The sequence below is a fragment of the Photorhabdus australis DSM 17609 genome (assembly GCF_000711895.1).
Taxonomy (GTDB): domain Bacteria; phylum Pseudomonadota; class Gammaproteobacteria; order Enterobacterales; family Enterobacteriaceae; genus Photorhabdus; species Photorhabdus australis.
Genome location: NZ_JONO01000026.1, coordinates 43,312 through 66,128 on the forward strand (window position 1 = coordinate 43,312; position 22,817 = coordinate 66,128).

Genomic DNA, 22,817 nt, shown 5'->3' on the forward strand with positions numbered 1-22,817 from the left:
TGTAGGAAATAATTACCTTTATTTCATGTGCTTACTAAAAATAAGGTTATTAATATTTTTCTGTGAATAGAGAAATTATTGGCAAAGTAGATGACTCCGCTCGAATAAAAATATTTAAACGAGCGGTGTAACCTCCTTTAACGAGGTTTTATTTGAAACAAATCATGCTTTTTGTTTTCCATTCATCATACGATTCAGCCACGGTACCGTGATTGCCATGATGATGGCGACAATAAAGGTCGCAATACCAATTTTGCCGAATACGTTGGTATAGACAGGCAATGTTTCCAGTGGATCAGTAATACCTTCTGGCACCGCAGTAAAAGCTGCCACATGGCCGCCGAGTAAGAATGATGTTGCTTGAGTTAAATACCACATCCCCAGAATAAAACCCATTAAATACTGAGGAACCAGAGCCGCAACCATTGCCAGACCAAGAGCACTAATCATTAATTCACCAAGGCTTTGGAACAGATAAACCAAAACGATAAACCAGGGTGAAGTTAAACCTTGTTCATCAGCAAACCATAAACCGGCAGCGGCGGCAGTCAGGAAGCCTAAGGAGCACAGAAACATACCAACTGTAAACTTAGCCGGCATTGTCAGGTCTTTGCCTTTAGAACCCCAGTGTGTGTAGAGAGCCGCTAGTATCGGACTGGCAACGACAATCCAGAATGGGTTGAGAGCCTGAAAACTGACCGGGTTGATATTAAAACCAAGTAACTGATGGTGAACGTTATTGATGGCGAAGAAGTTCAGAGAAGTTGGCATCTGAGCGTATAGAATGAAGAACACAATGGCTTGAAGCATCAGAATGAAAGCAACAAACATTTTGTTTCGGCCAACTTTATCCTGTTTGAATGCTTCACGGAAGAAGATAAACACGATAATGACAGACAGCCCAATCAGAACAATGTTCGCAATGTTCACATTGTGCATCAGCCATGCACAGACGAAAACCATCGCAACACTCCCTGCCAGTACCAGAAACAGGTTTTTATAGTTGATTCGTTGATGATCCGGTTCAGAACCAATATTGCGAACCGTATTGCGACAGAGGATATAGACCAACAAGGCGATAATCAGACCAATACCACAAATATTGTAGGTAATGGCATAGCCGAATTTTTCAGCAATGACTGGTGCAATCGCGAGAGAGAACAGTGAGCCGATGTTGATTGACATGTAAAACAGAGTAAATGCCCCGTCCAGACGAGGATCTTTGGGTGGATAGCATTTAGATAACAGGCTGGCCGGGTTGGCTTTGAACAGGCCATTACCAACGGCAATTGTTCCTAATGCATAGAAAATTAATTCAGGTTCCAGGATAGAAAGGCCAGTCATAAAGTAACCAATTGTCAGAACGATAGCGCCTAATACAATAGTTCGTTTGGTTCCGAGCAAATGGTCACCGACATAGCCACCAATAGCAATCAAGCCATAGACCAACGCAGCAAATGCTCCGAAAGTGGTAAATGCTTGTTCTTGGGAAAATCCTAGCTTATGTACAAAGTAGACAGCAAGGATGCCTTGTACGCCGTAATAGCCGAATCGCTCCCAAAGTTCGACAAAGAAAATCATAAAGAACGGTTTGGGTTGTTGTAATAAACCGATGGATGCGGTTTTACTCATTGTTGATTGCCTCTGATTAGTCATTATTGATTAGAATACACTCGAAATGTACAGTAACATTCGTAACATGATGTGTTGGTAAAGTTGTTTTTCTGTGCACTTTATTTAGTTGATCGTGATCAAATTAGATTATTATATGGTTAAAATATATTCTTGATGGCCGATCACACTATATAAAGATTGATATTGAATCTAACAGTATGTATTCATCATATGAATATCAAAAATGATAGGGCTTAGTAGAATGGTTAACTGCCAGAAATGAAGCTATTCAGGCCGTTTAGGGCCTGAATATTGGAGGAACAGTTTAAATTTCTGATGGATAGATGGTTAAACTGCGGCTGCCGTTTCCAGCATAACGGGGCGGAAATTACGCTTGAAGTAGATCAGACCATGTCCTTGTTCGCTTACCGTAATATGCTTGATTTGGACTAGATACACATTATGAGTACCTATTTCCTGAACTTGTTCAATTTCACCTTCAAGACTGGCGAGGGTGCCGGTCAGCACAGGTTGGCCTAACACCCCTTTCTGCCAAATATTCCAGCGAAAACGTTCTTCCATGCTGACTCCGGTCATACCCGCAAAGTGGCGAGCCATCAATTCTTGCTCGTGGTTTAAGATATTTACACACAGGTGGCCATTTTCCTGAAAAACGACATTCATAGCACTGTTACGGTTAAGGCATACCATCAGAGTGGGGGGCGAATCGGTGATCGAGCATACCGCTGTGGCAGTAATACCACAGCATCCGGCATTGCCATCGGTGGTGACGATATTCACCGCTGCTGACAGGCTCGCCATCGCATCTCTGAAACGCAGGCGATGTTCATTTTCTACAGACATAATTGGCCTCCTGCTACTGGTTATTTCAGCAGCTTATCTAACTGGTTAATATCGTTATTGTTGTATAAGTGTGGTCTGAGCCAGCCGTTCTGATCGTAATCAGAAAGGCAGCGATCAACCATATCCATCATTTTTTTCATATTGCCAGAACCATGGGCATGACGTAGACATTGCATACGAATTTCATCCTGGCTGCCAGCGTAGTTGATTTCATACAACTCATGGCGACCACCGAATTCACTGCCAATTGCATCCCACATCAGTTTTAAGATCTTAATTCGTTCAACGTGATCTATGCCGTTGGAACCGCGAACATATCGGGCCAGATATTTGTTAATTTCTGGGTTATTCATGTCACGTACACTGGATGGCAGATAAATCAGGCCACTGGTGACATTTTTTTCAATAATATTCTTAATCTTAGTATAAGCCGTTGGCGCCATAACCCGATAAGTTTGTATCGCTTGAATATCCGGCATATAGGCTCCGCCTTTCCACGGTTTGGCTTCGGCCCACATTGCATCACTCAGCGACCAGAACAGGTTACGCCAGGCAACGACTTCACCCAAATCAGCTTGAACACCCCGGAATTCTATCACTCCGGTACATTCCAAACTCCTTTGCAGCAGGGCGGTAATAAAATCCAGTTTCACGGCCAGACGTACACAAGCCTGTAGCGGATATAGACTTGCGAATCCTGCTTGAACTGCCCAGTTACGAGCGCGGTCAAAATCACGGTAAATCAGGACATTTTCCCAAGGGATAAGTACCTTATCCATCACCAGAATCGCATCGTTCTCATCAAAGCGACTGGATAAGGGATAATCGAATGGAGAACCTGTTGCACCTGCTACGAGCTCATAGGAGGCGCGGGAAATCAGTTTTACTCCATCAGCACTCATTGGTGCGACAAACATCAGGGCGAAATCAGGATTATCTCCCATTATTTGCGCGGAACCGAAACCAATAAAATTATAGTGAGTCAGAGCTGAGTTGGTTGCTACCACTTTTGCGCCGCTGACGATGATACCTGCATCCGTTTCTTTTTCCAGTTGGATGTAAACATCACGCGTCTGATCAGCAGGTTTATGGCGATCAATGGGGGGATTAACGATGGCATGGTTAAAGTAAACGCCTGCTTCCTGAATGCGTTTATACCAGACACGGGCGTTATCAGAGAACTGACCATAATATTCAGGAAATGCGCCTAATGCATTGCCGAATGCTGCTTTATAGTCAGGCGAGCGTCCCATCCAGCCATAAGTTTGACGTGACCATTCAGCGATAGCATCACGTTGCTGACGTAACTCATCTGCGCAGGTGGCAAAGCGGAAGAATTTGTGAGTATACCCACCGCTGCCGGTATCGGTATTCCAGCATAAAGTATCATGAGTTTCTGGGGAGTGCAGTGCGTCATATAACTGACCGATTGAAGCAGCAGAATTACGGAATGCAGGATGTGTGGTGACATCTTTTACGCGTTCACCATAAATATAAATTTCGCGGCCATCCTGAAGACTTTTTAGGTACTCTTCACGGGTAAACGGGCGTTTTTTATCGGCGCGAAAATCTTCTGGTTTCATGTCTACCTCATAGTCTGAATAAAAAGCGCCTGTTCTGATATAAATATAATCAATACTGGCATTGGTATGTTAATTTAATGTTTATTTTGTGTTTCTTAATTGAAGCCTCAGAATGGCTTTTCTTGAATAGATTTTTGGAAGGTTCGCTGGTACTTTTCGTTGAAGGGTTGAGATTTGTCGCTAAACTGTGATCCAGACCATCTTTTAGTGATAAGCTTGTTTTAACGTAATTTTTACGATTTTATTATCTATTTCATTGTATTTTTTAGTTTTTATTTTATTTGGTATAAAATATTATTTTTCATTTTTTTGTAGTCTTATCTTCCATTTTTTACTCTTGTTTATCGATATAAAAGTTTCTTAATGTTTGGTTATTATTGTATTTAACTGATTTAATGGGGATATATTGTCTTTGGTTTTTGATAGAAACTAATTCTTACTGAGATTTGAAAGTTAAGCGAAACCGATGTATATCAATTATCATAAAATAAGGTCAGCTTTATTGCCCTGGAAAATACAAAATAAACCAATATAACTCGCACATGCCTTATGTATAGTGTGGGATATCTATTAGCAAAGTAAGAGAGTGTTATGACCGCAATTTTTAAGGGCAACAGGTTATCTGGCATTATATTCACTGGTGGCGATTGTTTCCGTTACTGCGGAAGTTATTTTTGACTGTGCGATGCGGACTGTCAGCAAATATGATCGTGAGAATAAGAGTAAACTTAGTAATAATATTCTTATAAGCGCTGGGAGAATGGTTAATACCCAATAGATTTCAAAATGCATCGCGATGGCAAGGGAACGAATCCCCGGGAGCATAGATAACTATGTGACCTGGGTGAGTGCAGCCAACAAAGAGGCAACTTGAAAGATAACAGGTAAATGTACTTTTTAATCCGTATCTTCATGGCGTTTATCGTCGTCACCATATTTATAATTTCCCTTGATTCATTCTCTGAGACGCCGATCACAGTTATTGTGGCATTGATCGCCGTAATTGCTGTCGTCTCAGGAAATATAACAATATTGCAGTAAGAAATTTTTGATGTGTTATTAAACGATCATGGAAAGGTCATTCTGGTATCAATAACTGCGGTGAATTCACTGTGTCTAATGCAATTTATTGATGTCTGTTGTGCATGGGATTATTTCACTTAAAGCGTGAGGAGTATATGTCTGAGACATATTCAATGTATGGTAAGAAAGGTCAGGGAGATATTGCTATTATCGGAATGGCTAGCCATTTCCCTAATGCTTCAAATTTGCATGAGTTCTGGGAAAATATAATAGCTAAAAGAGACTCTTTGACCGATATTACCACCGTGTCAGAGGTAGAATATTGGAATAAAGAGGATTTTTATCATCCAGATGCGTCGGTTGCAGACAAAACATATAGTCACAAAGCTGGTTTTGTTCCTGCCATTGATTTTGATCCGGTTGAATTTAAAATTCCACCGACTATCATCGATTCAATCAGTACCATCCAATTATTCTCATTATATGTGGCCAAACAGGCAATGCTGGATGCCGGATTAATTGGCCAAAAAAGTAAACGAGTGAACCGAGATCGTATCGGCGTTATTTTGGGTGGTGGCGGTAATGGTAATACCTTATTCTCGCTGGCGGCCCGTCAGCAAACCCCATATCTGCGTAAAATCATGATCAAGTCCGGCTTACCAGAGGAGGTTGTGGACGAAGTGATTGATCGGGTACATGATTCATGCCTTGAATGGAATGAGGACTGTTTACCCGGCTTTCTCGGTAATGTGGCCTGTGGTCGTATCGCCAGTCATTTTGACCTTGGTGGAACGACCTACATGGTGGATGCTGCCTGTGCGAGCAGCTTAGCGGCGATCAAAGCTGCCATCGGTGAACTCAATTCAGGTAGCTGCGATGCGGTGTTGACGGGGGGAGTTAACCTGGAGAATTCAGCGTTCTCTTTTGTCTGTTTCAGCAAGACTCCGGCACTATCGAAAAGCAACTTGTCGCGTCCTTTTGATCGTGACTCTGACGGCATCATGCTCGGTGATGGTGTGGGTATGTTGGTGTTGAAACGTCTGAAAGACGCCGAGTTGAATGGTGACAAAATCTATGCGGTGATCAAGTCGCTTGAAGCATCTAGCGATGGTAAAGCAAAAAGCATTTTTGCCCCACGTTACGAAGGCCAGGTAAAAGCACTCAAGCGTGCTTATGCCTGTGCCGGACTTACTCCAGCGGATATTCAACTGATCGAGGCGCATGGCACCGGGACAGCTACTGGTGATAACACAGAACTAAAAAGCCTGCGTATGGTTTTTGATGAATACGAGATCGCAGCAAAATCAGTGGCTATAGGTAGCATTAAGTCACAAATTGGACATACCCGCAGTGCAGCGGGGGCAGCATCAATGATTAAAACGGCGCTTGCCCTGTACCATAAAGTTTTACCTCCCACGATCAACGTCAGCCAGCCTGACGAAATGTTGTCCGGCGATAATGGGCCGTTCTATATCAACAATGAGCCTCGCCCCTGGTTACGACCTCGCAACGGTGTGCCGCGTCGTGCGGCTCTCAGTGCTTTCGGTTTTGGCGGAACCAATTTTCACGCGATCCTGGAAGAGTACGCGCAGGAGCCGCGTGGTGCCTATCGTTTGAATGGACAAACGGCTACGTTGCTGTTCTGCGACGAGACTCCTGAACAATTGTTGGTCCAATGTGAGGCGGTGCTGGAACGCTTTGGCCGTGCATCGTCTGCTGGACAGGTGTTACGCGAACACCTTGCTCATCAGGATGTTAACGGACTGCAACCTCATCAGGCTCGTCTGCTGTTTGTTGCCACGTCGGGCGCACAGGCGGCGGAGCTTATGGCGGTGGCGGTGAAACAGTTAAAACAAAAGAGTGAAAGTGGCTGGGAACACCCACTAGGAATTTACTATCAACCCTCGGCGAAAAACCTGGATGGCAAAGTGGTTGCGTTGTTCCCGGGGCAGGGATCGCAGTATGTCAATATGGGCCGTGATATTGCTAATGATTACCCTGAAATGCGTCAGGCGCTGGAAGCTTTGGATGCAATAGCGGCCAACGAGCGCGGCCAGGGGGTGTCACAGGTGATTTATCCCATTCCGGTGTTTTCCGAAGTTGAGCGGCAACAACAAAACGCTGTTCTGACTGATACGGCTAATGCTCAACCGGCATTGGGGGCTATCAGTGCCGGCTATTTTGCGATTCTGAAAGAGAGTGGTTTTAACCCTGATTTTGTTGCCGGCCACAGCTATGGTGAAGTTACCGCTTTATGGGCGGCTGGTGTGCTGTCTAATGCTGATTTTTACCGTGTGTCATTGGCGCGGGGAATGGCTGCGGCGTCTGCTGTCGATGCTCAGGGAGCAGACGCGGATGCTGGGGCAATGTTGGCGGTGTCGTTAACACCAGAGCAACGTGAAAATATACTCAAACGCTACCCGGAGATTACCGTCGCCAACGATAACTCCGCCTCGCAGGTGGTGTTGGCTGGGGCTACAGCGTTGATCCATCAGCTACATGATGAACTGAAGGCCAGACAGATCCACTGTCGCCTTTTACCCGTGTCAGCGGCGTTTCACTCTGAATTTATCAAGTCGGCTTATGCACCATTCCGTGAATACCTGAAGCAAATCAACTTTCAGTCACCTCAGTGTTCATTGTTTTCAAGCGCGACGGCGGTGCCTTACGGTAAGTCGCCTGCGAACATTGCCAGCCTGCTGGCGGAACAATTGGTTATGCCAGTGCGATTCCGCGAAATGATTGAAACCATCTATCAGCGCGGTGGCCGACTGTTTGTCGAAATTGGGCCAAAAGGAGTGTTGAGCAAGTTGGTTGCGGACATCCTCAATGGCAGGGAGCACAGTATCATTTCGGTCAATACCAGTGATAACGGCGAGGAGAGATTACAACTGGCTCGGGCTCAGGCCAGGTTACTGGCAGAGGGAGTCAGGTTAAATGCTCTGGATCGGCATGCCCGTGTACAACCGCCATCGGAGGAAAAAACCAACCATCTGACTTTCAGGCTCAGTGGGGGTTTTTTCATGTCAGATAAGAATCGGGCACGGCGCGAGCGCGCGATGCGTGACGGTGACACCGCTGTGGTGGAGCGATTCATTGCCAATCGTACTCCTGTGGCAGCACCAGTCATCTCCAGGCCGGCATCAGCGTCAGTGGTACAGACGGAATTGCCAAAGGGGCCAGCACCATTCTTACAACGAAGCACATCAGTTGCAATTCAGAAACGAGACAATCCTATGGAACAGAATAATCAATTGAATGAGCATGTGGAGGATAACAATTTGGATGGTTTGTTGCAGGCGCAACGGGTCATGAGCCAACTGCATGAGCAGTTTCAGACCAACCAAAAAGAGTATATCCAACTGTTGGGTTCATTGTTGAACAAGCAATATACCTTGTTGGAAAAGTTCCAGGATCACCAGAACTTGCCGACTATGTTGTCCAGTTTGGGGCAAAGTGTGCAGTTGTTGGAAAAAAACCTGGAGTTGTATCACTGCAACCATGAGCGATATTTTGCTACCCAGCAGAGTTTGTTCCAGTCAGGGCAGGTTGCGCAGCCGGTGGCTTCCGTTGTGGCGTCTAAGGCTCCCCCTGTCGTCGCGCAGGCGCCGGTTATGAAGGACATTGTCGAGCCGCGTCCTGCCATGTCTGTCACCCCTTCTGCGCCGGTGGTGAGTCAACCGGTTACATCGGCTAAACCCAACGTAGGTGACTCAGAATTGGAAAAACAAATCAAACGGTTAGAGCAAATTACCGAGGCAAAAATTATTGACAAATTGGTTGCCATCGTCAGCGACAAAACTGGTTACCCGCAGGATATGATCGACGCAGAAATGGATCTGGAGGCTGATCTTGGCATTGATTCAATCAAACGTCTGGAAATTTTCGGCGCGATGTTTGATGCTTTTTCCGCAGACACCGGCATTTATCACGATGTGCTGAAGAACACGTATCTGGAAGCTTTTGATATCGAAGTACTGAGTAATATCAGTAAGATATCTGTGTTCTTTGAACAGATGAACAATGAAATTATTGCCGATATTCGTCGTAAAAATTTGGGTGATGTCCCGATAGAGGAGGTGGGGGTAGAAGCTCCGTTGCGTACACTGGGCTTTGTGACTTCAACTTCCTCTGTGCCAAAGGCCGACAGCACAAAAAAGTCTTGGCTGAACCGCGATTGAGCGTTATGCCTGCGGTTCAGCCTGCTTTTGCCGAAGAGGTCGCGTCAGTTGAACATCAGGTTGCACGTTATACTGTGATATCACAGTCGTTACCAGCCCCGGACTGTTACCCGCTGGCGTTTGCATTGTCGCGGCATTGGCTGGTGGTGGATGAGGGAAAAACAGCCGTCGATGAAGTGGTTAAGCAGCTGAAACAGCAGGGCCAGCAGGTGTCGGTACTGACTCTGGGAGCGGGTATGGCAAGAAATGAAAACGGTGCCAAAACTACCAGATACTACGCTCTGAACCGCACTGATGAAGCCACATTGGATGTGGCAATCAGTGAAATTGAACAGGAGCGGGGGCAGATCGATGGTGTGATCTACCTTCAGTCGCCACGGCAGAGCGTGAAAACATTGGCTAACGTATTCAGCGCGCAGGGTTATCTCTCGATTGAAACCACGTTCCTGTTGGCTAAGCGTTTGCAGAGCAGTTTGAACCGTGATGAAAACCACGTGGGTTACTTCTTTATTGTCGTCCGTGGGGATGGTGCACTGTCAACATCGGGCAACAATGGGCTGTCTGAGGTGGTTGCCAGCGGGATAAGTGGCTTGACCAAGTCACTGAATATTGAATGGAAAAACGTGTTTTGTCGCACTCTCGACATCGACGTTTGGGTGGAACCGAGAGCGGTTGCTCAGATCCTGATTGAAGAGTTACAGGATAGTCGTACCGATTTGGCTGAGGTTGGTCGTAGTGTGAGTGGCGAGCGGATGACGCTGGTGCTGACGCCGGCTACGAAAGCACCTGTTGATGAGCCATTCTTGGTCAGCAGTGAAGACATTTTTGTGGTGACCGGCGGAGGACGCGGCATCACGGCCCAATGTGTCATCGAGATGGCTAAACGTAGTCAGGCACGTTTTGTCTTATTGGGAAGAACCGATTTAGATGCACCTTTACCAACATGGGCACAGGGTGCCACTACGCTCGATGAGCGTAAGGCTGCCGCGATCGCTTATCTGCGATCTCAGCAGATCCAGCCCACACCGGTAAAGATCGACACTATGTTGAGAGGGTTGGTACATGCTGATGAGATTAACCAAACTTTGCTAGAAATTGTGCAAGTTGGTGGTGAAGTCCGTTACCTGCGCTGTGATATTACCGATGTGCAGCAAGTTGCGGCGGCGATTGCCGAAGCTCAACAGGTATTTGGGCCAGTGACCGGTATCATTCACGGTTCAGGCAACCTGGCGGATAAGTTTATTGAGAAGAAAACGCTGGATGATTTACGCTCGGTGTTTGACGCTAAGATCAAAGGGTTAGAAAACCTGTGCCGGGTTGTGGATATCGCCAGCTTGCGCTATATGGTGCTATTTTCATCCGTTGTTGGTTATTTCGGCAATGCCGGGCAAACCGACTATGCGATGGCGAATGAAACTCTGAATAAATTTGCTTACTTGCCGCTGAAAGGAGACAGCAGTCTGGTCATCCGTGCTGTCAACTGGGGACCGTGGGACGGCGGCATGGTCAATGACGCATTAAGGCGCACCTATAGCGCCCGCGATATGGTGATTATTCCTGCTAGCGTAGGAACCCGTTATTTTGTAAAGGAATTTACCGATACCGAGTCTAAACAGGTGATTGTTGGTGGTGCAAACTACAAGGTTACGCATCGAGTGAAATCGCTGCCGGATGTGGAGCAAGTTAAGCGTTTTCTAACGCTGGAAGCCAATCCATTCCTGTATCACTATGTTATCAACTGCAACCCGGTATTGCCGGCTACCGCTGCCATCGGCTGGATGACGCGTATCTGTGAAGAGCGCTTTCCGGGTTACCAGCTTCAGGATGTGGTGGATTTCAGTGTATTGCAGGGGATTGTGTTTGATGGTACCCAGACTGGTGATTACACCGCGGTATTGATGCCCAACTGTGGCTATGTGCGCGGGGATGAGAGGCTGGCAGTAGATATTGCCATCACTAGTCAGCAGGAAAAAGGCATGGTCAAGCACTATCAGGCCACGTTATTCCTCACTATCCACCGCCGGGTGGCGTCCTGCGAAGAGCTGCATACCGATTTAAACACTCAGATTGCTCAAACGTATCCTTTATATGGTGATATGCGTCAGGGCAGTATGTTGTTCCACGGCAGCATATTTCAGGGAATACGTCAGGTTATCCATATTGATGATCAATATCTGATATTGAAATGCCGACTGGATAATATAGCGCCTGAATTACAGGGACAGTTCCCGGTTAATTCCTTCAACCTGTTTATTCATGATGTCGCTCTGCAATTGCCCTTATTCTGGCTAATGCAACACTTTGATGAAGCAGGCTTGCCATGTGCAATTGGTAAAATTGAACAATATGCTGCCCTGGCATTTGGTGAGGAATTCTATGCCGCTATGCGAATTAATACCAAAACCACCCTGGAGCTGGTTGCTGATATTACTTTACATAACGCAATGGGGAATGTTTACAGCCGCTTGCATAATGTCAAATTTACCGTCTCGGCTGCGTTGAGGGAATTGCTCACCCAAACTGACTCTAAACAGGTGGAAAAAAATACAAGTTAATCTTTCCGGGTAAAACGAAATCAGTCTGATATGCATCTGAGCGCCGCCGTTGCGCTCAGGAGAATTTTGTCATGCTTAGGAGTTACTCTGTCATGGAAAATATTGCCATTGTGGGGTTGGGTTGTCTGTTTCCTGAGGCAGATACCATTGAAAAGTACTGGGAAAATCTCTGCCTGAAAAATGATAGTGCAACTCCGTTGTCTGCTAAGGAGCTCGGTGTCGATCCTGCACTTTATTATCATCCCATTTCAGGCACTGTTGATAAAATAAACTATAGCCGAAATGGACATATTCGCGATTTTCACTTTGATGCGAAAGGCTATGCGTTACCTGAGAATGAAATACTTGCTTTGGATAATTTGTTTAAATGGACGATTTATGCGGCGGCAAAAGCGCTGAATGATAGTGGATATCGAGATAAGCAAGCTGTATTAAAAAAGACGGGATTGTTAATTGGTAACATAGGTATGCCGACGCACAGCGGTAAACGTTTGATGAGCCCGTTTTACCATCGTTTATTAACGCCTTATGTCCAGCAATTAATTGGGCGTCCTGATTTCGGCTTTGATCAATTTTGGCCGGAAGAGACGAATTCAGACCTTAACCTGATAACGGGTGGACATAATGCCACCATCGCTGCTCAGGCATTGGGCTTGCAGGGGCCGAGTTATGCTCTGGATGCTGCCTGTTCATCGGCGCTTTACGCGATAAAAATGGCGGCGGATTACCTTGCCAGCGGCAAGGCAGAGATGATGCTGGCCGGTGCTGTTTGCCATGCCGACCATATCTATATTAACCAAGGGTTTAATGTTTTGCGGGCTTTCCCGGACGGTGGGGCTTCGGTGCCTTTTGACCGCACTTCTGAAGGGTTGAAAGCCGGTGAAGGGGCTGGAATTGTGGCGATTAAACGCTATGCCGATGCCATTCGTGACAATGACAAAATTTATGGCGTAATCGAATCGATTGGTTTATCCAACGACGCTGGTGCTAAGCATATTTTGGTTCCAGACATCAATGGACAGCGATTGGCGCTGGAACGTGCCTACCGCAACAGCAGCCCGGAGATCGACTACCTCGAGTGTCACGCTACTGGCACTCCGGTAGGTGATCAAATCGAATTAGCTACGGTCGAAGCCTTCTTTAACGGTGTAAAAAAGAGGCCACTGTTGGGGGCTAACAAGGCTAACAATGGCCACATGCTGACAGCGTCTGGCATGGGCAGCCTGTTGAAGGTGATCCTGGCCATGCAGCACGATTTAATTCCTGCGACCCTTGGCGTTCAGCAACTGGTTACGACGCCAGCCAGCCAGATTAGTTTGGAACATGTGGTCCGTAGTGCTCAGCCGTGGCCTGTCAATGGTAGACCAAAGCGCGCTGGGATTAATGCGTTTGGCTTCGGTGGTGTCAATGCTCATATGGTGATCAGTGAAGATCATCCACGGCTGCGTGCTACACAAAGCGAACCTTGGCGTCCGTTGGTGCTCGAGCCTCTGGCTCTGGTGGGTGTGGGCGTACACTTGGCGCAGACGGAAGATACCGATGCCCTGGATCAAGTGGTACAACAGGGGACACAGCATCTGTATCCATTGCCGCTGACGCGTTGGCAGGGCATCGAACAGCGAGCTGATGTGTTGGCGATGCGTGGGGTAGAACAACCGCCACTTGGTTCCTACATTGAGAAATTTGAGTTCGACTGCAAGCGTTTCAAGTTACCACCGAATGTAGTCAGTCCATATCTGCTTTCCCACTTGTTTTTATTGCCGGTGGCCGAGCGTGCTTTTCTTGATGCGGGTTATGCGCTGGATGGCAGTAAACGTAACATTGCTATGATTGTGGCCGGTGGGGTGGACTATGGCAGCCTACGTGGTCAGGCACGCAATGAAATTGGTTGGCAATTGGAACATAGTCTGCGCAGTCATGGTATCGAATTACCTGATACCGATGTGCAGGCATTACAAACCATCCTGAAGGATAGCCTATGCCCAACTCCGTATCCTGAAGGCATTACCGGTGGGATTGGTAACGTGGTAGCGAGTCGGATTGCCGCACATCTGCACCTGAATGGCCCGGTGTTTTCGTTGTACAGCGAAGAAAGTGCACCGTTTAAAGCTTTTGAGTTGGCGCAATTCCTGCTTGCTCGTCAACAGGTCGAGGCTGTGATTGTTGCCAGCTGTAGTTTTGCTGGCGGGGTGGAAAATGTCCTATGGGATCATCAGTCATGTCGGGCAAATCAGGCGGTGGGAGATGGTGGCGGTGTCGTGGTGCTGCGGCGTGAACAGGATGCTCTGCGTGAGTCCACCCCTATTTATGCCGTGGTGGAAGGTTTGGCAATCGGTCATGCGTTGGATCGCCAGTTGGCGTTTAAAATCGATAAAGAGGAGATGATTGCGGCAGCGGTGCAGGGGCTGGCGGCAGCGGGTTGCACAGCGCAACAGATCGACTACATTGAAGTTTACGCCGGTGGGCGACCTGATGAGATTGCCACCGAGTTAGCTGCATTACACCAGGTGTATGCCTCGCCGCAGCGTCAGGCACTGCTGACCCTCGGTACATTGAAGGCGCACTATGGTCATCTGTCGGCGGCTAATGGTTTGTTGGGAATTATCAAGGTAGCGTTGCAACTCACCCAGCGTTATCTGCCGGCGCTGCCCGATTATGCACAATCCACTCAGTTGGCGTATAGCGCCGGAGATCATTTTTCCCTGCCAGGGCAAACACAGTTCTGGCCGCAACCGGCACAGGGATTGCGGCGTGCGGCGATCAATCATATCGGTATTGACCGCGCTTACAGTCATATGATCCTGCGCGAACCCAGAGATGGGTCACGCGCCCGGCCGGCAAAAGCCACAGTGCCCGCTACAGGGGGATTAAAAGTCACAGTCTATACTGCCGGGGAGAAAACGTTGGTCGATTTCATCATCAACGAGACCAATCTAGCGCGTTTCTCCGGCACGGTGAATATCGCGGCGCACCCTGATACTCAGATAATCCCTGCGGCTACCGTGCTTAAGTACCTGGTGCGCAATGCACAAACTCAATTGCAGTATCTGCGCCTTGAACAGTCTTATTATCAGTTGCTTAATCGCATTCTCAATGAGTCTCCTTCCGCTGCCAGTGCGCCGTTGTTCGATGAGCACCAGATTGTTGAACTGACTGACGGTTTAGTGGCGAATGTGCTGGGAGCCGAGTATGCCAAGGTGGATTGTTATCCGGTTCGTACCCGCATGCCATCTCCACCTTACCTGTTTGTCTCGCGTATTACCGCGTTATCAGCGGTTAAGGATCGGCTTGAGCCTTGCTACATTGAGTGGGAATACGACATTCCTGTTGATGCCTGGTATGTGGTGGATGGTAAGACTCCGGATTTTATCGTTCTGGAATCGTCCCATGCGCTGATAGTGGCTTTCACTGTCATCGGTTGCGACCATCTATTCAAAGGACAATTGGGTTACCGTGCGGTAGACAGCCAGACCACAGTGTACAGCGAGATGCCGAGGGTGGGCGAGGTGTTGCGTGGCCGGGTCGATATCAAGTCCTGCGTGCGCGCTGGAGGCATGGTCTTAATTGCCTATGAATACTACTGCTACGTCGGTGAGCGTCTGGTGTTAAAACAGGAAGCTAACTCGGGCTTCTTCACTATGCGCGACATCGCCAAAGTCAGGCAGATAGATACTACGCCGTATTTTGCCGCCGCAAAACTGGCCCAGCCATTCATACCGCCGCTGCGTTGTCAGCGCCGACGTTTTGACGAACAACATATTAACGCCCTGATGCAAGGGGACATTGCCGCCTGTTTTGGCTCGCAATATGCCGTTGAAGGCGCTGGCAGACTTTCTGCTCCACACTCACGCATGCTTAGCCGGGTACTGGATGTTGACCTGTCCGGAGGGCCTTTTGGCTTGGGGGAGGTGATTGGTGAAGTGGATATTGATCCTGAACATTGGGTATTCGAAGTGCATTTCAAGAACGATCCGATCATGCCGGCCACGTTATTGGTTGAAGGCTGTGAACAACTGATGCAGTTCTACCTATATTATCTGGGGCTGAAATCGCAGAGCGATTTGGTCTCCCAAACACTGTATAACTTTCAGCACAGCGCCAAATTCCGTAGTGAAGTCAAGCGTGAGCGCGACGTGCTACGTTATCGTCTGACCTGTAAATCGATTGATGCACAGTACCAGGAGGATAGCACCACCTTGACGGCTATCTCGTTGATCTTCATTGCTGAAATCATCTATCGCGGTAACGTCATTGGGTTGTGCGATAACTTGGGGGTAGGTTTTACCCGGCGCCTGTCTCTGCCGGCCACTTCTTCTACGATGTTGTTGACACAGGGAGCATGAAAAAATGAGTCATCGTTTATCTGTTAACCAATCCGCCAATTTGTATGATCTTGACCACGCTCTGCAAGTCGTGCAATTGGGGGACGGAGTGGTGTTGTTACCGGCTAGTGGGCCACTTCCCTCCGAGCAGGCGGTTGTGCTCGGCACGTTACCAGCGGTGACGGAAGTTGATCTGGGGGATGACAGTTTTCGTCGGGAATATGGTGTACGCCTGGCCTATTACGCTGGTGCGATGGCAAATGGCATTCACTCAGAAGAGATGGTGATTGCTTTGGGCCAGCAAGGTATCTTGGGCATATTTGGCGCTGGCGGGCTGAGCATTTCGCGCATTGCTGAGGCGATTACTACATTGCGCCAGCATCTACCTAACGGGCCATTTGGTGTCAACCTCCTTCACACTCCCGGTAATCCGGAATGGGAAATGGCCTGTGTGCGACTGTGCATGGAACAACAGGTCCGGGTGATTGAGGCTTCGGCTTATATCAACCTGAGTATGGCGTTGGTGTACTACCGAGCTTGTGGGCTGGCGCAGCAACAAAATGGTCGCATCCTGCGTCAAAATCGCATCATAGCTAAGGTATCACGCCGTGAGGTTGCTGAGCGTTTCTTGCGTCCGGCACCGGAAAACATCCTGAAAAAACTTCTGGCTGAGGGGGTGATTACCGCAGCACAGGCAGAGCTGGCGCGTCAGGTGCCGATGGCAGATGACATTACCGTGGAAGGGGACTCCGGCGGCCATACTGATCAGGGGGTGCTGTCCTGCATCTTCCGTTCTATAGTGCAGCTACGCGACGATATTGAGCGCGAGTCTTGCCTTGGTTTCCAGGTGCGGATTGGGGCAGCAGGTGGTTTGGGGACCCCCCACGCTATTCTGTCTGCCTTTGCCCTTGGCGCGGCGTATGTGGTGACTGGTTCAATAAACCAGGCTTGTGTGGAAGCCGGCACCTCTGAGGCGGTAAAACAGATGTTAGGCAAGGCCCAGATAAGCGACGTGGCAATGGTGCCGTCGGCAGATATGTTTGAGTTGGGCGCTAAAGTACAGGTGCTGAAACTGGGTAATATGTATGCAATACGCGCCCAGAAGCTTCTCGCGTTGTATAAACAGTACGACAGTCTGGATGCGCTCCCGGAGCAGGATGTGGCCCTGTTGGAAAAACAGATCTTCCATAAGCCGCTGGCTGATATCTGGCAGGAAACGGTGGCCTATTTCCAGCGTTGCAACTTGCCGGCGGTGGTTGAAAAGGCGGAGCAGCAGCCAAAGAAAAAAATGGCGTTGTTGTTCCAGTGGTATCTCGGTCAGTCATCACGTTGGGCGATAAACGGTGAAGCAACACGGCATATGGATTACCAGATTTGGTGCGGATCGGCAATGGGAGCAATGAATGAGTGGTTGCAGGGCACGCCACTGGAGGATGTGACTCAGCGTAAGGTGGCAGAACTTGCTCATCTACTGATGAGTGGAGCCGCTTACCTGACTCGCATTGCCTTGCTTGAACTTATGCACGTCACACTTCCAGAATCGGTTAAACAGTACGTGCCGTTTAACTTATCCAAAGATGCGAGCTATACCAACGGTAATTTGACCTCACAAACACAGGTGGAGAGTAAGCAATTTATGGACACAACAACAAAACTGTCATTGGAAAGTTCAACAGCGTTTTATAAAAAGTGCTGCGATCTTTTGCCGGGAGGTACTCATTACAACTTCGGTGATCCTGAACGGCCATTGGTGATCCCATTCAACCGTGGACGCAACTCGCGCATTTGGGATTTGGATGGTAATGAACATCTCGATCTGTTCTGTAAGTTTGGTGCGTTGTTTGTCGGCCATCGCAACGAAGCCTACAATGAGTCGCTGATCCAGTATATGGGTAAGGTCACGTCGGTGGATATCTGCGATCTGGAAGTGGATGTGTGTGAAACCATAGTGAAGCATATTCCTTGTGCTGAGATGGTCCGCTTCTGCCTGAGTGGTACTGAAGCGGTACAGAATGCGTTACGTCTGGCTCGTGGCTTTACCGGCAAAAATCGTTTTATCCGTTTCCACGGTCATTACCACGGCAGTGCTGATAACATCATGGGATGGCGGAACAAGCAGGATCTTCACTATCCGGTGCCGGAACAATTCCAGGGTGACTTGCTCGATACTTATGGACGAGCGACGGGTTCGATGACTGAGCAATCCTTTATGCTGCCGTGGAATGACATTGACGTACTGGCGGACACTATTGAGCGCTATCATGGCGAAATCGCCGCTGTGTTGATGGAACCTATCTGCCTCAACGGTGGTGGTATTTTCCCGCGAGAAGGTTATCTGGAAAAAGCCAAGGTGTTGTGTGAAAAAAACAATATTGTGTTAATTTTCGATGAGATTATCACGGGGGTGCGCTTGGGCCTCGGCGGTGCACAGCAATTGTTGGGCGTTACTCCGCATTTGGCGACTTTTGGCAAGGCATTGGGTGGCGGTGCAATGCCGGTTTCTGCCATTGTTGGCCGTCGCGACATCATGGAGCTGTATACCCGTGGCGAGGTGATCCATGCTGGTACTTTCAACGGTTATCCGCTGGGGCTGGCGGCTATCAAGGCAACCCTCTCACTGATTGAGCGTGATCCGGGCTGTTACGACCGTATCGCTGACATTACCCGCCAACTTTCCAACGTCTTTGTCAAAGCGGCTGAAGCCGTTGATTTACCGCTGGTGATTCAGGGCATGCCAACCGCGCTGGTGTACCACTGTCAACAGGAACCGCTTGAACGATCCCAGGACTACAGCGATAAGGTAAAGATCTGCGACATCATTATCCGTGAAACCGCCAAACACTACGGTATCCAGTTCTCGCCGTTATCGCGTATATATTCTAACGTGTTAATGTCGCAGGATGATGTACGCTTCTTTGAAGAACGTATCTTCGATGCCATGGCTCACGCCCGTGAGATCATCGACATCACTTTCAAAGAAGGGGCCGATTGAGTTGGTAAATGGCTGTTTTAGCGGTGCGGCAGGCAGCTTTAGTTCGACGATTGTCGGCTGGGGGTAAATTGGCTTTTTGCTGGCGCAATTGAGTAACTTTTTCATGGTGTTTTGTGATTGGTTTTGATGTGCTTAAAACATTACTTAACATCATGAAAAATAATAAAAAGTCTCTGTAATTCAGAAGCTAAATAGAAAAAACATGAGGACAGAATATTTAAAAAAATTTTCATTCACATAATGATAAATTTTTTACATAGGTTGTTGGTGACATCCATGAAATTTTGTCACAAGTGAGATATCCATTATTTTTCAATTTATAACTAACATAAAATGATACAGGTGCACTCAGAATTAATGATGCCCAAAAAATCCCTCAAGTTACTTTAATAATTAAATCGTAATACTTGGGTTTTCTTTTTAAATAATTTATTTATTATACTGTGAATATTGCAGGAATCTATTTATAAATTCAAGATATTAATTTATTTAACCAATAATAATATAGGGGAAATAACATGATATATTTTGTATTTTATCTAAATTTAATTTATTTATATATTGTTAATGTTCTTGCAGTTTGGTTAATAAATGGCATGGAGCTCATTGAATAACGTTTTTGAAGTATAATGTATAATTATTTACTACCTTAATTCAGGAGAAAATTTATCGTAATTAAAACTATGAAAATATTTTTCTACATCATCAGAATTACGGATGAAATTATTAATCTCTATTATTAAACTTATTAGGGTTATTGGATATTGACAGTTTAGATAGTCAGCCATTATTTCATCCGTTTTTTCACCAGGTAGCTGATAATCTTCATGAAAATAAGCAAGCGTTAAATCGTCTATATATTTTCTTTGTATTTCTATTTCCATTGAATTAAACCTCTTTGTTTGTTTTTTCATGTAGGAATACTTTAACTATTCATTTTGTTTAGTATGCTCGTTTAGAAAATCATGAGCTTTTTTTGATACATATTTTAGAAACTTAATGGATATTGCCCGGTCATTTTAAATGAAGCCTCTTGTATTATTGTGATCTTCTGGTAACTGAAACAATCTAAGTTTTTGAAACATATAAATTATTCCTATTGATTAACTTCCTTGTTTATTTTTTGAATTAAAAATATTGTAATTATTTATTTTTATCTAATCCTGCTCAGATAACCCAACATGTTTAGCTAAAGTATGTCCACCCGGTTTTAAACTTGTAGGCGATTCATGCTCAATTAATTCAATTCTGTCTACCCGTATAGAGGCGACTCTAAAGTGAGTGTTGTCGGATCAGGCACCAGACAAAGGCCGCCAGCGCCAATAAGTTCAACAACCCCGGCGGCTAAACCCGCGCCACCTAATATTCTGTTGCTCCAGGTTTCCTCTTCTGTGATGGTATTATCTGACAGAATCGCCGCTAGCTGAGGAGCCGCAGCCAGCAGAAATTAGCTCTTGTTTCTTACCTTTGAGTGTTAAATAAATGATATGTACCATACTCATTACCCCTTAATGAATGCAAATTTTTCGATTTTTGGTTAAGGAATGCATAAAGTAGGGTGTGTGCAGAAATCAACCATAAATTTGCAAATTTGAAATAATTTACATTTGTCAAAAAAGTATTGAAATGAAAAAGCTAAAAATAGATAGTGATAAAATCTAAAAGAATACAAAACGGATTTAAGAATTTGGGCTATCAGGGGACATATCGGTGAAAATCGTGTTTATATTCAGGCAGTCTTTGCTAGTCACCACCTGAATGGTTGAAATTATTCTAAATACATATCATTAGTCTGATAAAAAACTGCCATATCCAATATGCGAGTAGTGCGAATGTCATGATATTAAGGGGAAGTGATTTAAATCTTTTTTTTACAGTGGCATAAATTAATGGTGATATAACCAGTAAACACGTTGGAGAGAATAGCTCACGGGTATCATCCAGCAGTGCTCTATAAGTATCACAGATATCCTTTATATCCCGACCATTTGTGTAATATTCTTCTTCTAAATAGGACATAATATATATAAATAACGTACAAAAGATGGCATAAATGATATTTAAAGCTAATTTGCTCATTCTGAAACTCTCATGATTAAATGCATTGTCTTTTCTCTACTTCCATAAGTAGTAAAATAGGCGTTTTACCTTAGTGAGCGTACTTTATTATTAAGTTTTTTTGCTTTGTGAACAGATTGCCTTAAATCACTTTGATCAGGTACAGTGAGTGGTTGATTAGGTAGCCATTTATGGAGTATGGGATATGTCACATCAGAGCCTGGAGATCCCAATTTATCTACCGTATAGTAAGGAGATTTCATCTGTTATTTCCTTTTATTTGATAAAATTAACTATACCCAATAGATTTCAAGCCGCAGGGCGGCGGCAAGAGAACGCATCCCCAGGAGCATAGATAACTCTGTGACCGGGGTGAGTGCAGCCAACAAAGAGGCAACTTGAAAGATAACGGGTATAGTTACAATGAATCGTAAGCTCCAGTATATTCAGAATTTTAATTCAGGGAAGAGATTTTGTAATAAAAATGGTTAAATCCTGGATGGGTTGATAACAAAAAGTCGTCACAATTAAAAAGCAGATAGTACGCTAACTGTCACATGACTTGTCATTTAAATGATAGGTTCAGTCATAATAATTTTTTCTTCTTTATTTAAGTCATGGTATTGTTTTTAGCCTGGAGTTTGTTCATTGGCATCACCCAGATAATTTCAGAGCTAATAATTTGATAATGAAATATAGAATAAAATCAAAATAGTCTATCTGGTTTTTCAGACAGATAATTAATAGTCGCAACGCCGATCAGCCTTGCGTACAAATTGATGGAGTGATACAGGAAGGAAGAAAAAAGGGATGTAAAGTATCTATGGGTACTTTAATGCTTAATTATCTGTGTATGATACGATAATTAAGTACTATTATATGCTCAGTCTATGGCTGAAGACGATATCCAGCCTAAGAGTAGATGTTTTATATGATTTTTCACTAACTATACCCAATAGATTTCAAGATGCATCGCGACGGCAAGGGAGCGAATCCCCAGGAGCATAGATAACTATGTGACTGGGGTGAGTGAGTGCAGCCAACAAAGAAGCAACTTGAAAGATGACGGGTATAAATTAAAAAGGTAGATATAGATGGCTAACTCCATTTACGTTACGATAAAAGGAAAGAAACAAGGACTGATATCTGCTGGGTGTTCATCTTATGATTCTATTGGTAATAAATATCAAATTGGTCATGAGGATCAGATATTTGTTCTGTCTTTTGAACATGATATTACCAGAGAGCAAAATGTTAATCATCAACCCGTTAGATTTGTCAAACCAATAGATAAATCATCGCCGTTATTAGGCATTGCGATCTCAGAGAATGAAGAGCTGGAGCTTCTTTTTGAATTCTACAGAACGTCAAGTATAGGTGCTCAGGAAAAATATTATTCAGTCATGATTACCAAGGCCACGATAAAGAGTTTTAGTGTGTTGTATCCTCATTCAGTAACTCATGCGGATAATCAACCAGAGGAAATGTTATCAATTTCTTATCAAAATATAACCTGGAAACACTATATCGCCGGGACATCCGGATATAGTATCTGTGAAGATCGCGTATATTAATTTACATTTAGGTAGCGTTTAGCTATCGCTACCTAAATATTTAGAGTTTCT

11 protein-coding genes and 1 pseudogene are annotated in these 22,817 nt (G+C 45.7%); 6 read left to right on the forward strand and 6 right to left on the reverse strand.

The genetic code is table 11. The annotated features are described in order from the left end of the window. Window positions 1-162 precede the first annotated feature (162 nt). The 3 genes from dtpB to hpaB all read right to left on the reverse strand — a co-directional run bounded on the left by dtpB (window position 163) and on the right by hpaB (window position 4,061). Window positions 163-1,632, reverse strand: coding sequence for a dipeptide/tripeptide permease DtpB (dtpB, locus tag BO26_RS08875; protein ID WP_036770906.1), 1,470 nt, complete (start codon window positions 1,630-1,632; stop codon window positions 163-165). A gap of 330 nt (window positions 1,633-1,962) precedes the next feature. Beyond that, entirely contained in the window at window positions 1,963-2,478 is a 516-nt protein-coding gene (gene hpaC / locus BO26_RS08880; protein WP_036770907.1) for a 4-hydroxyphenylacetate 3-monooxygenase, reductase component, read from the reverse strand. A 20-nt stretch (window positions 2,479-2,498) separates the two neighbouring features. Further along, on the reverse strand, window positions 2,499-4,061 hold the full coding sequence (gene hpaB / locus BO26_RS08885) for a 4-hydroxyphenylacetate 3-monooxygenase, oxygenase component (RefSeq protein ID WP_036770908.1): 1,563 nt from the start codon (window positions 4,059-4,061) through the stop codon (window positions 2,499-2,501). Window positions 4,062-5,239: 1,178 nt separating this feature from the next. Here hpaB and BO26_RS23995 point away from each other — a divergent pair. The 4 genes from BO26_RS23995 to BO26_RS08905 all read left to right on the forward strand — a co-directional run bounded on the left by BO26_RS23995 (window position 5,240) and on the right by BO26_RS08905 (window position 19,134). Next, window positions 5,240-9,265, forward strand: coding sequence for a type I polyketide synthase (locus BO26_RS23995; protein WP_236637406.1), 4,026 nt, complete (start codon window positions 5,240-5,242; stop codon window positions 9,263-9,265). Beyond that, on the forward strand, window positions 9,247-11,820 hold the full coding sequence (locus BO26_RS24000) for an SDR family NAD(P)-dependent oxidoreductase (RefSeq protein WP_236637407.1): 2,574 nt from the start codon (window positions 9,247-9,249) through the stop codon (window positions 11,818-11,820). Before BO26_RS23995 ends, BO26_RS24000 begins: the two co-directional genes overlap by 19 nt. Window positions 11,821-11,891: 71 nt before the next feature. Then, a complete protein-coding gene (locus tag BO26_RS08900) occupies window positions 11,892-16,163 on the forward strand; it encodes a hotdog fold thioesterase (RefSeq protein WP_236637408.1) in 4,272 nt (1,423 codons plus the stop codon). 4 nt (window positions 16,164-16,167) lie between these two features. Further along, the gene (locus BO26_RS08905; protein WP_036770912.1) at window positions 16,168-19,134 is read left to right on the forward strand and encodes a PfaD family polyunsaturated fatty acid/polyketide biosynthesis protein; all 2,967 of its coding nucleotides are present in this window, start codon (window positions 16,168-16,170) and stop codon (window positions 19,132-19,134) included. A gap of 229 nt (window positions 19,135-19,363) precedes the next feature. Here BO26_RS08905 and BO26_RS23685 read toward each other — a convergent pair. Both BO26_RS23685 and BO26_RS08910 read right to left on the reverse strand, forming a co-directional pair. After that, window positions 19,364-19,498, reverse strand: a pseudogene (locus BO26_RS23685) (DUF1240 domain-containing protein); the annotation flags it as partial. Between the two features lie 280 nt (window positions 19,499-19,778). Next, window positions 19,779-20,048: a contact-dependent growth inhibition system immunity protein gene (locus BO26_RS08910; protein ID WP_157835536.1), complete on the reverse strand. Its 270-nt coding sequence runs from the start codon at window positions 20,046-20,048 to the stop codon at window positions 19,779-19,781. A gap of 363 nt (window positions 20,049-20,411) precedes the next feature. On the opposite strand from BO26_RS08910, the gene BO26_RS24510 reads away from it, so the two are divergent. Next, window positions 20,412-20,561: a hypothetical protein gene (locus BO26_RS24510; protein ID WP_157835537.1), complete on the forward strand. Its 150-nt coding sequence runs from the start codon at window positions 20,412-20,414 to the stop codon at window positions 20,559-20,561. Window positions 20,562-20,907: 346 nt separating this feature from the next. Here the strand turns inward: BO26_RS24510 and BO26_RS08915 are convergent, their stop codons facing one another. After that, a complete protein-coding gene (locus tag BO26_RS08915) occupies window positions 20,908-21,213 on the reverse strand; it encodes a YjeO family protein (RefSeq protein ID WP_036770914.1) in 306 nt (101 codons plus the stop codon). 1,073 nt (window positions 21,214-22,286) lie between these two features. On the opposite strand from BO26_RS08915, the gene BO26_RS08920 reads away from it, so the two are divergent. Then, window positions 22,287-22,766 (forward strand): Hcp family type VI secretion system effector, encoded by a 480-nt coding sequence (locus BO26_RS08920; RefSeq protein ID WP_036770915.1) that lies wholly within the window; start codon window positions 22,287-22,289, stop codon window positions 22,764-22,766. Window positions 22,767-22,817: the final 51 nt, after the last annotated feature.